Genomic DNA, 13,473 nt, shown 5'->3' on the forward strand with positions numbered 1-13,473 from the left:
GCTCATTTTTCATCAAAAATGGAATAATTATGAGATTAAACAAAGCTCTTTTTTTGAGTATATTGTTCAGCTGTAATGCCTTTGCCACGGCTCCCGTTGTCCAAAAGGCTCTTCAATATCCAGTAACCAAGAAAACACATACCTTAATGCAAGCACGTCTGAAATCTCTACAGCACACCAATTTGCTGAGTACAAACGATGGCTTGGCTGCAGCAAAGCAGTTAGGTATGAATAATGTTCCTGTTTTGAATCAAGGCAATACCTACGTTGACTCGGCATACGCAAGCACCGCAGCGATTGATGCCCTCTTAAGTCGAGGCGATTTTGTAAGCCAACTTTGTCTTATCCAATTAGGTAATTATATGGATCCCACAAATAAAGGCTTTGGTTTCACATTGCATAATACATTAAGCCGCCTTGAAAATTATGGATACATCATGAAGGTGCATCAGAGAAGTGCGGGCTGTGAAGACTCTATCCCTTTTATAAACTACGAAAGCTACAATCGTCTTAGTCGCAATACGGTTGCAGAATCGATTATGTGGTTTCCACTATTAAGTATGCATAAATCAGTAGGTGAACGAGCCAATACTGAAAAAACACTCGTGGAAGTCAAGAAAGCGATTAATCAAGAACAACGCGTCACCCTAGGTTTTTTAGCATTCTTCAACGGGGAAAACACGTTAGGAGCAATGGGTACTTATCATGAAAAAAATGACACTTGGATTCTTAATACCCAAATGAAACGAGAGCTTTATAACTTCGTGCCCTTGTATTACCACAGTGTAATTATTACTGGATATGATAATGACGCAATTTCCGTGGATGAAACGGGTGAAAAACATAAAGGGCTACTGACATTACGCGGCTCTTGGGGTAGTGAGACCGGAGATCAAGGTGATTTTTATATGTCTTACGACTATTTCCGTGTCCTAGTAATCGAAGCGCAACAAATTGTACGCGCATACCTTGATTAATAGATTCAGTAGATAAAGGAGTTACTCCATGCAGTTAAATAAAATTCTTATGTTAAGTCTCGCATTAGTTGGTAATGCATTTGCTACTGAAATAGAGCCTGCAGGTACTATAGACTATGCTTTAAAATCCGCCGGAAAAGCTCAATTTGCAAAGCCCAAAATGCTTAAACTAATGCAGTTTAAGTTATCAAGCAAAGCCCTGGAAGCAATGCAACAGAAAGTTGAGGCAACTCATCAAAAAAGCTTTATCCCATCCATTATGCCCGCGCAAAAACAATTAGGTATGAATGGAGTTCCAGTTCTGGATCAAGGCTACTTTGGAACCTGTGTTACCTTTGCTAATACTGCAGCCATTGATGCCATCTTAGGTAAAGGGGATTACATCAGCCAACTGTGTTTACTCCAGTTGGGAAATTATAAGTATTCTTATACTGCGAGTGGTTGGTCTGGCTCGTTAAATCGCAGTATTTTAAGCAGACTTGAGGACCATGGTTTTGTTTCTAAAGAAACTCAACGTACAGTAGGCTGTGGTGGTCTTAATGAATATCCAGGCAATGAAGACGAAACACCAAGATCAGCCATTAGTTTTGACAGCTACCACAAAATCAGTGAAGACTTAATCGATAATAAAATCTATTCAGCACCAATTCTTGATGCTTATAAAGTAATGCTCACCAATGAGGTAGATACTCAAGAGTTAATCGGTGAAATTAAGCAAGCAATTAATAGAGAGCAACGCGTCACCATGGTGAGCTTCTTGCCTGCGATCGATTTAGGTCTTGCAGGTGCGGTAGGTAAACATCATGAGGTCAATGATACTTGGGTATTATCAACAACCATTGAACGTGAACTCTATCAATACCCCTTCATGGCTGGCCATTCGATGATCATTACCGGTTATGATGATAATGCCACCGCGGTTGATGATCTAGGCCGTGTGCATACAGGTTTATTCACCTTGCGTAATTCCTGGGGGGAGCAGCTTGGAGACAAGGGTGATTTTTATATGTCCTATGATTACTTTAAAGTATTGGGCTTTGAGGCCAATCAGATCATTTACGATGAGTACCTTGGCGATGAAGGTGATGAGGATGAGTCTGATGATGGTGATGAAGAAGAAGAGGACGATGAGGAAGAAGTGAAATAATTTAGGATAACACCCTTCCCAGTAGCCGTATTAGCGCAGCGTAATACGGCTACGTTCTTCGTTTCCTGGATTAAACAACATACAAGGCTCGAGCCTTAATCTCCCTTCCCCCGAGCAAATGATCAACCGCCTTACGCATAATCACTTTTGCCGAGTGCAAACATCCTGGCTCTGCCAAATTATCTTGAGCTAAGGCGAAGATATGAGCACCAGGTATCCCGCGGGTACTCAAAATAAAACCTTCTCCTGCAATAAACTGATAATGTTTATCCATCTGAATTGATTCTCCCGATCGAGCCTCATAGGTTAATGAAAAAGAATAACCACATGATTTCAATAAAGCCCATTCAAAACGCCGGAGTAATATTTCCAGCACCAAACGCTCCTTAGCCAAAGTCAAACCATTCAAGGTATATAAATAGGCATCAAATAATGCAGGGTCAGGAGCCTGAGGTTTTAGGACATAATAGAGAATTTCATTCACATACAATGCTGAAAATAGGGCGTGGCCTTCAAGGGATAAAGACGGAGAAATACTTTCGACCGTTTTCATGTACAAACGTTCATAACGCTCATCAAGGGTCAACCACAAAGGAGTAAAGGCTTGCAACAAGGCCTGTTTTTTGGGAGTACGCCCCCCTTTACAAAGACAATGAACCAACCCCGAATCACGAGTTAAAAAAGTGACTCTGGCGCTGGTATCACCGCTCCATTGTTTATGGACGACCCATGCTTCGATTGTTCTAGTCATAGCCCAATTGTTTTAACATACGCTCATCATCTGCCCAGCCAGATTTAACCTTACACCAGCATTGTAAGAACACTTTTTTGCCTAATAAGCGTTCCATATCAATACGTGCTTCGGTTGCCATTTCTTTTAATTTCTGGCCTCTGTCACCAATAATCATCCGTTTATGATTATCTTTTTCAACCAAAATTAATGCATGAATACGTACTAAATTACCTTCATCTTTAAACGATTCAATATCCACAGTAACTGCATAAGGTAATTCTTGCCCACAAAAACGGAAGATTTTTTCGCGTAATAATTCGGAGCAAAGAAACTTTGTAGGGCGATCAGTCAATTGATCATCCGGGAATAAATGAGGACCTTCTGGCAAATAAGTCTGCAACTTATTCTGCAATTCCGTAACCTGCACCCCCGTGCGCGCTGAAATAGGAATAATTGCTGCAAAGTCATGGCGCTGACTCATTTCTTCCATCCAAGGCAATAATTGTGCTTTATCGTCAATTTTATCCACTTTATTAACGACTAAAATACAAGGTATATTGGCTTGTTTAACTAACTTCAGTACATACTCATCTTCCTCTTGCCAATGCGTGCCATCAACCAAAAAAGCAATCACATCAACATCACGTAACACGCTAATTGCAGTTTTATTCATCAAGCGGTTCATTGCTTTTTTATTTCCCTGCTGATGAATACCCGGGGTATCAACATAAACAAATTGGTAATCCGCTTCCGTCCGAATCCCCAAAATACTGTGTCGTGTTGTCTGCGGTTTTTTGGAAGTAATACTTACTTTTTGTTCTAAAATACAATTAAGCAACGTGGATTTTCCCACGTTCGGTCTGCCAACTAAGGCGATGTAACCACAATAACTAGTCATTAAATTTATTCCTGTATACTTTTAAAACATTTTATCAGTGCGCTAAGCAAATTTCCAGACATCAATTGCCCCCCACTTGCTATTTCAGACAAAAACCAAGTATGCTGAACGATATCTGCACAATGAACCAAGCCTATGGCCGATTTTCTCACAACTGAAGGACACACTCAGATTATCGTTCCGCTGATGATAACCCCCTTTAGTCATCAAGCACTTCCCACGGTCGCTGGAAATTTATTTAGCGATGAAGCAGGAGCCGTGCTCATAGGCCATTATAAAATGGAGTACCTCCTTCCCAATAATGATCAGATACGTCTTATCGCAAATCATGATCAAAAAACTGTGCAACTCATGTTATTTACGCATGAAGCAGAACTTATTAAATTGCTTCCGGGAAAACGTCCTTCTTCATTAATTGCGGATCTAATTAATAAGGTTCAAGGCTATAGTATCCGTTCGAGAAGTTATACTCCCCCTCTTTCCTTGCCCCAAGAGCAAAAACTACAAATAGCCAATGACTGCATTGATACTCTACAGCCTTTATTAAAAGAAGAGCGTCGCATACGCTCCGATGATTACGAACAGCAAGAAAGATTAAGGCGGAAAGCCATTAGTATTATTAAGCAGCACCGTGATAAAAACCGCATGCTGGCAAATAACCCCCTAATCTCTGAAGGCTCACTCGGTGATTTTCTATTTGACGCCTATAAAATAGCACAAAATTACGCGTTTAGTCAGGTGCACTCTGTTTCACGCCAAGATCAAATGGATTTTAGTAAAGTCAAAAAAGCCAATACAGACCGTCCGTGTTTCATATGGGACAGTGAAGTACACATTGGACACAATAAACGTGATTTAGATGATACCTTAAGAGTTATTTGTCATTATTATGGAATTCCTCCAGCCCCCAGTTTAAATGATGTCGCGGCCAACCGGTTGGAAAAGATCCATTCATTTTTTTATAAAATGTGGCGCGATGGCCATGATTGGATCACGCATTTGGCTTCAGAAAACAAACCTGAACATAAAATTGAAGAGGAACAACCGCGACAAGGTATTTCTCTAATACAAATCACGCCCTATTACAAACTTCAGGGCTTAGATCAAAAAGCATATCCCAGTATCAATCAGCTGGTTGCTGATTTAATGCAAAGCCCTTATGACCCCATTCAAGCTGATAATGTAAAACAAGCAAAAAAAATACTGGCTACGCAAGACCATGCGCACTGCGTCCTTATTGCCAAAGAGCAACGCATTCTGGTGCGTCAAGAAAATAAAATAGCTCAATTACGTTATTTTCATCATGGAGAAAATTTCTATCCCTTACCCACAGGCCAAGACCTTTATACTTTGGCTCAGGTTTGTAAACGCCATCTCTATCTTCCAGAACGCGCAAGCTTACAATTTAAAACCTTCATAACGAAAATTCCCGATTTCTTTTCCAATTTTTATAAACGTATGCATCGATTTATTATTCATGATCTAAAAGAAGATTTTATAAATCACATACACGCTTCACATCGACAGAAATCATCATCCGAACCCATTATTCAATTCAAACCCCGGAGCCCCAAAAAAAACTCATTGGCTCGAGTATTAAGAAATAAAGGTCTGCTAACTAGTGGCCAAACTTTGGAAGAGTTCATTACAAAACAGATCCGTAATAATCCCTATGTCATTGTCCAAGTCAATCATCCTCCTACCCCTCCCTCTTATGATAATCCACTGCATCGCGTCCTTAACCTTGTTCGTCACATAGGAGGGATTTTTATTGATGCCAGTGAACGCAACCCCTTAATTGGCTCATTAGCAATGGCTGCCTATACTTTCGGTGGCGGAGCCGTTCTTGCACCAAAACTATTAGAAGATATTTTAATAAAACTGCATTTAAGCGGTTTGATTAGCGCTATAGAACCCACCCAAAAACTAGCGCATTTGCTCAATCACGGCACCTACTCACAGGCAGTATCCATATCCGCCTTATACTGGCAAAGTACGGTCGTGGGCGGGAATATGGACAAATTTTTTATTGAAGCATTTCAAGTGCTTAAAGAAGACCCTGCTCAAATTGCTATTATTGCCGCATTGGCGCTCAGTTTGGGCTATGGCTTAACTAAAATAATCCCTGCTCTAGGAAAAGAAATGGGAGATTTTCCCTACAGCAACTACGCTGCCTTAGGAGGTAAAGGTGGGGCAGCAATGTATGATACCATCATGCATCCCGGCGATGATTGGTTTTTAGGCACATGTAAGTGGATTTGCAAAAGCGTCCTTACGCTTGGCAAACTGTTTATTACTCCCTTTCTCGAAGGATTTTATTACGGATTACATGATGGATTCATTCATGGATGGAAAAAGAATGTTCCCTTGTTCCATAAGCTTAGCAAGCAATTCTTTGCTGCGGTTGCTGATTTAAGCTTATCACTATTTACCTTAGTATTAATTGGAATAGGCGCTCTTGTAATTCATGTACCGTTTCACGGGATAACCAATCTGCTTACTAAAGTTTTAGCTATCCTCGGACACATTGAACCTATGGGCAAGGTATTTCTGGCTTTTGCTAATCGAGCCCCTAGATCTAATCTTCTTGCAAGTTTTAGCTTTTCACCACTTTATGGTTTTAACTATCCCTTTGGACACTTTTCCGATAACCTCGCCATTAATATAGGTATTAATGCCGCACGTGCTCTATTTTTACCTATCGTACAACTTCTTAAAAATCTGTTAATCCTCCCGCTAATCGATCTATGCTCCTTGAGCATACGTCTTGGCATTACCCTAATAAATCCTGTAACTCGTATCCTGGCTTATGCTCTGGGAATGATTATTCATACCTTTGGAGCAGTATGGGATCCTTCCATAGGGGTATTATTTGCTCGTAGCGCCGATGGTTTAACTGTCTTATTTAATGGGATGGACAATGCAATAAGTGCAGGAAAACAACGGCTGCTTTCATATGTAGAAATCCAACGTCGACAGTTATATCACTGGGGCTTTGAGGATGCGAATGGTCCCTTAAATACCTCGCCAACCGATGAGCGCTATTTTCTAGACAAGCCCAGCCGTTATGAACTTGTACCTCACCGCCAAGACAGTCATCATTGTCTGTTAAAAGCACTGCTGGAACAACCAGAAAACCCACCACAGCTGCCCTGCATTGAGCCGGCTCATTACGATTTATTTTCTTCCACACCCTCTCTAGATCAGTCCCTTGAAGAAAGAGAAAATCCATCCCCGAGTTATTTGTAGGTCCTAATAAGGAGGAGCTGATATCGGTTCCCATTTTACAGGTTTGTCTAGGGCTACCTGTTTTATTTCCTTAAAAAAGCAATTAATCCTATAAAAAATAGTTAAATCGTAGTAAAAATATTTAATGTCTATGATCGACGCCAAAAAACTGGTGCTTTATTAGGCAATGTTGTGTATAATTAACAGAAATGGGGCAATTAGGAACATATAATTATGAGTATACACCAATCTACCAATCGCACTTATCCCCTGGCAAATAACCTTGAGGCAGACCACTGGTTAGACGAGGCAATGAAGTCTCAACCTCTCTATTTTGCTAAGCCATCTGATAAAGATCTGGAACCTAACTCCCCAATTAATTTAAGTCGCTTTGGTCTGCATAATGCTACTCAAGTAAAAGCATTCTTAACATCATCCGCTGGAGAAACGCTAAAAACTGAAATTAAGGTTCAGGCGGCAATTGATGATGCCATTGAAGAACAACACATGTTTGAGCTTCGCGAACAAGAAAAACTAAACCACCGTCTCAGAGCACATCTATTACTTTGGTTCATTGAAAAAAAAGGGCATGCAGCAAGCCATCTTAGAGAACTAATTGAAGAACTAAATACGAAAGCCATTAACCAAAGTAAGCCTGATGCCAAAGAAAATAAAGCATCCAAAGAACCATCCAAAGCGAATGCTGAGCTGCTACGACACACGTTAAATAGCTACAATGCTGAGATTAAAAAATGTGAAGAACAGCATCAATTGGCATCTGCAGAAGAATCTAAATTAACTGAAGAGTTCGAAAACCTACATAAACAAAAAGTACGCCTTGATAACAAACATGACTTATTCATGGACAAAATGGCTGCCTTTCATGAGCAAATCGAAACATACGAACAACTATCCAATGAAGAGCTCGATGCACAAATGGCTGAGATGGAGACAAAACTTCATAGTTTAACAGACACTATTTCGGATCTATTAGCCAGTGGCGAACCAGGAAGTGAAGAGGAAGCATATGCACTCTTGGATCAACAAAATGCATTAAACCTTGATATAGCCCAGTTAATCGACATACGCTCTAGCCGTGAAAAACAAAAAGCTTTTTATGATGCAAACGGTACCGAAGTACCCTCTGCCAAAGATGCGAGCTTTATAGTCGGCAAAGACAAGCAAATTATTAAACATGATGATAATTATTATTTTGCAGACATAAATTCAAAAATCGCGGAGAGAAATGGTACTCATTATCTTATCGATAAAGAAGCAAATATTGATGAAATGACTCCTGAAGAACTTGAGCAAGCTCAAGAGCAACTTGAATTAGCAGCTGCCCATTTTCATAAGTCTGAACACGAAATATCAACCGTCAACAAAGCAGTAACTAAAACGCTGAAAATGGAAAAAGAGTTCCATGACCTTGATAAACGCATGGATGATGTAGCGGCAAAAACTCAAGAAAAGCGTGATGAAAAAATGAATCTTGAGAATAAAAAGAATCTTTTACAATCCGTAAGAGCTTCATTTATACAACAAAATCCTGGATTAGAACAAGATACTGCACCGAAACCTAGCCCTACACTTTCAGGTAAAGCTCAGCCAGCATCAATGCCAACACCAGCTCCACAGGCAGTAATTAAGATTACTCAGACCTTAATCCCTTTTTTGAGCTTGAGACGCTCTCCTAAGGACATATCTAACGAGATCGATAAAAATAAAGACCTTAACCCTAAAGAGAAAGGGCAGGCAAAAGATTATTTTAGCCGATTAATCAAGCTCTTAAGTCTAGGTAAAATTCCTTCTCTGGCCCCATTACCTGAGACCACCATGCAATCATTATTACAGCATATGTCTCGATTTGGAGCACTTCAAGCTAAGCCTGGAGTAAGTACAGAAAAAGGTCCTTTGGATAAGCAACAAGATGTGAAAATGTCACCTCCTTTGGATGGGCCACATGCAAAAGTTGGCCCTAAACCACCAACTCCGAAGCCTGTAAATAACCCAGAGCAGGAACCAGAAATGAAACCGTTTAATCCATCCCCGTTTAAAACTCACGGCTACTCTTAACATAACCTGGTGTTTGCAATGGTTATCTTTGCCATACCCCCGCGGTGCTCCGCGGGACTCACTGTTCAAAGATGGATATCCTGGATCCAAACCACAGGACCTAGAGTAGGCTTGAGTTTAATCAAGATACTCTTGCTCACCCTCAGGTTTTCATTTGCTCTTCCCCACGGATAAGTCCGTTACTCCTACGTAAACTAGAGAATATCTCAAGCTTTACAGCCCAAGCGACTCCGTTTATTATAAAAGAATCGCTCATCATCAACAGGTAAATTAGCTATGATTTTAGATACTTTATTGGGCAATCAATCCATAATCATCTCTCTGGATGTTGATAATTCTTTATTTGAGCGCCTAGAACAAATTGCTCATGCAGGTTTTTCACTGGTTGAAATTAATTCCACAGATACCCTGCTCTTGCAACAAACAATAGCCAAATTCCCATCAATTAAAATTGGGGCGGCTGGAGTGACCGATGTACAACAATTAGAATATTGCTATCATGCTGGAGCTCATTTTGCCACCAGCCCTGGATTTTTGCCCTCAATCGCCCAAACCGCAACAGTGTACTCCATGAACTACCTCCCTGGAATTGCCACCTTATCAGAAGCGATGGCCGCGATGAGCGTAGGCTATGTACATGTCCGGCCCTTCCCTGCCGATTTAGCATTCTGTACTATGTTGAATAAATGCTTACCTGGGTTAAAACTATTCCCCGCCGAAATTGAGTGGGAAGAAGCAGAACATTTTCTAAATTTACCTGCGGTGGCAGCCGTCGGTATTAATAATCCCGATAAAAAGCAATTAGCCGCACTGGCAGCGAGTGTTTTGGTATAATTTCTCCCCAGAGAATGGCCTGATTAGAGCCCATTTCCCTTCTTCGAATTCCCGTGGGCTTTAGCGCGGGATACACCGAGCAGCAAGGTATTTATAAGTATAATAAATCAGAATTTATCCGTCTTGATTAATACAGCTCTCTTTACATCATTGAATGAGGTCAGATAATCCAAAATTGCGAATGAATATGCTTTTTCAGCCTCACGATAAGCTTATTTCGGATGGGCTTGTGAAACGACGATGAACAGGGAAATAAGCTGCTCACACTCTTAGAGCGGGTTGGTGCGAAGCACCAACCCCTAGACCTCAATTATTTCCGATTTATAAGCACATCCAACACAAAAAATGCCGCACCAACACAAATCGCACTGTCAGCAATATTAAAGGTTGCAAAATGGTGATGTTGATAATAGACATCGATAAAATCAATCACATAACCATAAAAAGCACGGTCAATTAAATTACCTACCGCACCCCCTAAAATAAGACTAATGCCGGCACATAAAAGGCGATCTTTACTGGGGGCTCTAATTAACCACACCACAAGAACCACACTCATGATTAAACTAAAACAGGCAAAAAACCAACGGTGCCAACCTCCTGCTCCATTTAAAAAGCTAAAGGCAGCCCCTGTATTGTATGCCAGAGTGAAATTGAGCATAGGTAAAACGGGCACTGGTTTATAAGCAGTTAAAGAAGCTCCAGCCCAGTATTTACTTGCCTGGTCACAAACTATAATTAAAATACTTAGCGCAAACCAATGCCATTTCTTCATATAAATTGCCTCTTTTCGTCTTGACCACTAATATTGCCAACACAACGCAAACACAGTTCTGGATGACTTGCATCCTGCCCTACATCGGGTCTACGATGCCAGCAACGTGCACATTTCTCATGAGCGCTTGGCGCTACTAAAATAGATACACCATATTCAGTAGTCGCTAAGCCCACAGGAGCTGCACTCATAGGCTGTACTGTTGCCCCAGAAGTAATAAGTAAGAAACGCAACTCTTCACCTAAACGAGTTAATTTAGGCAAGGTAGCATCCTCCGCGTATAAAGAAACCTCAGCAGCTAAGGCAGAACCAATCTCTCCTTTTTGGCGTGTTTCTTCTAAAGCTTTATTGACTTCATCGCGAATCACGTGCAACTCTTCCCACTGCGCCATATCCACACCCTCAACTGCAGGCCATGCATCATACCAAAGCTCGGTGAAAATGGTCTCATTGCTATAGCCAGGAATAAACTTGGCAATCTCTTCGGCAGTAAATGACAGTATGGGAGCTAACCATAAAGTAAAAGCTCTGATGATGTGGTACATCGCCGTTTGGCAAGAACGTCGTGCCTTGCTTTGTTTTGCACAAGTATATTGACGGTCTTTGATTAAATCCAAATAGAAACTACCCATGTCCACCGCGCAGAAATTATGAATCTTCTGATAAATCACGTGGAATTGATAACTTTCATAGGCTGCAATAATTTCTTCTTGTAATAGCTGACAACGCTTAATCGCCCACTTATCTAATTCCAACAGCTCCTTAGCATCAACGCTATCTGCCTTAGGATCAAAATCAAATAAGTTCGCTAATATAAAGCGGGCTGTATTACGAATTCGACGATAAGCATCGGCATTACGTTTAATAATTTCATCAGAAATACTTACTTCATGACGGTAATCGGTAGAAGCAACCCATAAACGTAAAATATCCGCACCATGCTGATTAACCATCTGATCTAAAGCAACATAATTTCCTTTAGACTTAGATAGCTTTCTCCCTTCAGCATCTACTGTATAACCATGGGTTAATACGGTTTTATAAGGAGCCACACCATACATCGCCACAGACGTAGTCAATGAGGAGTTGAACCAACCACGATGCTGATCAGAACCTTCAAAATAAATATCAGCAGGGAAAGCCAATTCTTTATTTTGCTGTAACACACAATAATGGGTTACACCAGAATCCAACCAAACGTCCATGGTGTCATTAATTTTATCGTAAAATGGGGCATCATCACCGAGCAATTCTGCCTTATCCATTTCAAACCAAGCATCAATACCTGAGTGCTCAATGCGTAGCGCAACCTGCTCAATGAATTCCAAAGTTTTAGGATGTAATTCGCGAGTAGTACTGTGCACAAATAGTGGCATAGGTGTACCCCAAGCCCTTTGTCTTGATATACACCAATCAGGCCTATTTTCAACCATGTTGCCGATACGTGCTTTCCCCCAATCTGGAACCCAGTTAACCGTATCAATTTCTTTTACGATCGCAGGTCTTAACTGGTTTTTATCCATGGAGATAAACCATTGTGGCGTGGCTAAAAAGATCATGGGGGATTTATGGCGCCAGCAATGTGGGTAGCTGTGACGAATAGTTCCTTTAGATAATAAAACCCCATTCTCAGTTAATACTTCAACAACTCGCTCATTAACCTTTAATACATGTTGTCCGGCAAATAAACCGACATCTTCAGCAAAACATCCATTCGCCTTAACAGGATTAATTAAAGGTAAATTATAAGTTTTACCAATTAAATAGTCGTCAGGACCATGAGCTGGTGCTGTATGTACTGCTCCGGTACCGGAATCAGTCGTTACATGGTCACCTAGCACCACGGGAACAACACGACTATAAAAAGGATGTTGTAATTTTAAATGTTCGAAAGCCTTCCCTAGTACTGAACTTTTAATGCTGTATCCCGTAATTCCGTAACGCTCCATCGCGGATTCAACAAGGTCTGTAGCCAGTACTAAATAAAAACTTCCCGCATCAACTAAAGAGTATTCAATTTCAGGATGTAAACATACCGCTTCGTTCGCAGGCAAGGTCCAAGGAGTCGTTGTCCAAATAGGAACGCTCAATTTCTTAACATCAGCTTTGATATTAAAGTGACTGATGAACTCGGCTGGATCAACCGCAGTAAACGCCACATCAATAGAAATGGAGGTTTTTTCTTCGTAATCCACTTCTGCTTCTGCGAGAGCTGAACCACAATCAATACACCAATGCACCGGTTTAAAACCTTGCTGCAAGTGCCCGTTTTTAATCATTAAACCTAACGCGCGCACAATATTGGCTTCATAACGAAAATCCATCGTGACATAAGGATTATACCAGTCACCTAAAACACCTAAGCGCTCAAACTCTTCACGTTGAATATCAATTTGGCTACCCGCATATTCGCGACATTTTGCACGGAACTCACGCGCAGAAACCTTATCACCAGCACGACCTATTTTTTTCTCGACGTTTAATTCAATAGGCAAACCATGGCAGTCCCAACCAGGAACAAAAGGTGCATCATAGCCACTAAAGGATTTAGACTTGATAATAATGTCTTTTAGGATCTTATTTAAAGCATGGCCGCAGTGCAAGTGACCATTCGCATAAGGAGGGCCATCATGCAAAATAAATTTTTTACTGCCGGCACGGGCTTTACGAATTTGCTCGTAAATTTTCTTTTCTTGCCACTGAGCCAAAGCTTCTGGCTCTCGTGTCGCCAAGCTTGCCTTCATTGGAAATGAAGTATTAGGAAGGTTTAATGTATCTTTATATTCTGCCATAACTGACCACCAC

The 13,473-nt window shown here is 40.8% G+C and carries 9 protein-coding genes; 5 read left to right on the forward strand and 4 right to left on the reverse strand.

Annotated elements, in window-relative coordinates; genetic code table 11:
• Positions 1 to 29: 29 nt before the first annotated feature.
• Both ACD661_RS06040 and ACD661_RS06045 read left to right on the forward strand, forming a co-directional pair.
• Complete coding sequence (locus ACD661_RS06040) at positions 30 to 977, forward strand: C1 family peptidase (RefSeq protein ID WP_400186929.1); 948 nt, start codon at positions 30 to 32, stop codon at positions 975 to 977.
• Positions 978 to 1,005: 28 nt separating this feature from the next.
• On the forward strand, positions 1,006 to 2,124 hold the full coding sequence (locus tag ACD661_RS06045; RefSeq protein WP_400186930.1) for a C1 family peptidase: 1,119 nt from the start codon (positions 1,006 to 1,008) through the stop codon (positions 2,122 to 2,124).
• Positions 2,125 to 2,194: 70 nt separating this feature from the next.
• Here the strand turns inward: ACD661_RS06045 and recO are convergent, their stop codons facing one another.
• Positions 2,195 to 2,875, reverse strand: a complete 681-nt coding sequence (recO, locus tag ACD661_RS06050; RefSeq protein WP_400186931.1) for a DNA repair protein RecO — start codon at positions 2,873 to 2,875, stop codon at positions 2,195 to 2,197.
• Positions 2,868 to 3,755: a GTPase Era gene (era, locus tag ACD661_RS06055; protein WP_400186932.1), complete on the reverse strand. Its 888-nt coding sequence runs from the start codon at positions 3,753 to 3,755 to the stop codon at positions 2,868 to 2,870. The genes recO and era overlap by 8 nt, the downstream gene beginning before the upstream one ends.
• Before the next feature lie 135 nt (positions 3,756 to 3,890).
• On the opposite strand from era, the gene ACD661_RS06060 reads away from it, so the two are divergent.
• The 3 genes from ACD661_RS06060 to ACD661_RS06070 all read left to right on the forward strand — a co-directional run bounded on the left by ACD661_RS06060 (position 3,891) and on the right by ACD661_RS06070 (position 9,893).
• On the forward strand, positions 3,891 to 7,004 hold the full coding sequence (locus tag ACD661_RS06060) for a hypothetical protein (RefSeq protein WP_400186933.1): 3,114 nt from the start codon (positions 3,891 to 3,893) through the stop codon (positions 7,002 to 7,004).
• A gap of 213 nt (positions 7,005 to 7,217) precedes the next feature.
• Entirely contained in the window at positions 7,218 to 9,059 is a 1,842-nt protein-coding gene (locus ACD661_RS06065) for a hypothetical protein (RefSeq protein ID WP_400186934.1), read from the forward strand.
• A 276-nt stretch (positions 9,060 to 9,335) separates the two neighbouring features.
• Positions 9,336 to 9,893, forward strand: a complete 558-nt coding sequence (locus ACD661_RS06070; RefSeq protein WP_400186935.1) for a multidrug DMT transporter permease — start codon at positions 9,336 to 9,338, stop codon at positions 9,891 to 9,893.
• A gap of 310 nt (positions 9,894 to 10,203) precedes the next feature.
• Here ACD661_RS06070 and lspA read toward each other — a convergent pair whose 3' ends face one another.
• Positions 10,204 to 10,668, reverse strand: a complete 465-nt coding sequence (gene lspA, locus ACD661_RS06075) for a signal peptidase II (protein WP_400186936.1) — start codon at positions 10,666 to 10,668, stop codon at positions 10,204 to 10,206.
• A complete protein-coding gene (gene ileS, locus ACD661_RS06080) occupies positions 10,665 to 13,460 on the reverse strand; it encodes an isoleucine--tRNA ligase (RefSeq protein ID WP_400186937.1) in 2,796 nt (931 codons plus the stop codon). The genes lspA and ileS overlap by 4 nt, the downstream gene beginning before the upstream one ends.
• Positions 13,461 to 13,473 lie beyond the last annotated feature (13 nt).

The organism is Legionella lytica, from assembly GCF_044626755.1.
Taxonomy (GTDB): Bacteria; Pseudomonadota; Gammaproteobacteria; order Legionellales; family Legionellaceae; genus Legionella; species Legionella lytica_A.